The 1,101-nt window shown below is 62.7% G+C and carries 1 protein-coding gene; it reads left to right on the top strand.

Annotation, left to right across the window (positions count from 1 at the left end):
- The first annotated feature begins 224 nt into the window (after window positions 1-224).
- Window positions 225-1,064 carry an IS5 family transposase gene (locus G6048_RS48235; protein ID WP_165345914.1) on the top strand — a complete coding sequence of 280 codons (840 nt, stop codon included), beginning with the start codon at window positions 225-227 and terminating at the stop codon, window positions 1,062-1,064.
- Window positions 1,065-1,101 lie beyond the last annotated feature (37 nt).

Consider the following 1,101-nt stretch of genomic DNA (forward strand, 5'->3'; position numbering starts at 1 on the left):
AGAGGGCGTTTATGCAGGTCAAGCCCTATATGCGACTCTCGTTCCTGCCCTGCTTTGAGGGCTTTCATCCCCTAGGCGGCGAATGGCGCTCTCCAGGGCGGAGGCGCGGCCATCCGTCTCGTTCGCTTCTGCGCCCGGAAGTCCGTCTGGTTTGAAGTTGCCACGGAATCGCCCGATGAACAACGGAACCGAGCCCTCCGGCTCGCCCATGATCACGCTACGCCGTGAGCGAGCGCAAGCCGTACCCCAGCGACCTGTCCGACGCCCGATGGGCCCTGATCGAGCCGACATTGACGGCCTGGAGAAAGGCCCGGCTCGACCGTAGACCAACCGGACAGCCGGCCAAGGTCGATTTACGGGACGTCTTCAACGCGCTCCTCTACGTGAACCGCACGGGAATTCCCTGGAAATACCTCCCGCATGACTTCCCGAACCACGGCACTGTCTATGCCTACTACGCGGCCTGGCGCGACGAAGGAATCTTCGCCCAGCTCAATTACGACCTGACGGGACTGGCCCGGGTGAAGGAAGGGCGCAAGCCCGAGCCGACCGCCTCCGTGATCGACACCCAGAGCGTGAAGACCTCCAGCAACGTGCCCCTGACCAGCCAGGGAACGGACGCAGCAAAGAAGATCGTCGGGAGGAAGCGCGGCATCCTCACCGACACAATCGGCCTCATCCTCGCCGTGACCGTCACCGCCGCCGGCCTCTCGGAGAACGCCCTGGGAATACGTCTCCTCGACCAGGCGAAGGAGAAGTACCCGACCATCTCCAAGAGCTGGGTCGACACCGGCTTCAAGAACACCGTCGTCGAGCACGGTGCCCGCCTCGGAATAGATGTCGAAGTCGTCAACAGAAACCCAGATACCCGCGGGTTTCACGTCGTGAAAAGGCGCTGGGTGGTAGAGCGGAGTATCGGTTGGATCATGATGCACCGCCGTCTCGCCCGCGACTACGAGACCCTCACCGCCAGCTCCGAAGCCATGATCCACATCGCCTCGGTCGACAACCTCGCCAGGCGCATAACGGACGAGACCACCCCCACCTGGCGAGGAACTTACTAGGGCATCAAGGGCAATCTGCCTACCTCAAACGCCCTCT

Source organism: Streptomyces ureilyticus, assembly GCF_011045025.1.
GTDB classification, from domain to species: Bacteria; Actinomycetota; Actinomycetes; order Streptomycetales; family Streptomycetaceae; genus Streptomyces; species Streptomyces ureilyticus.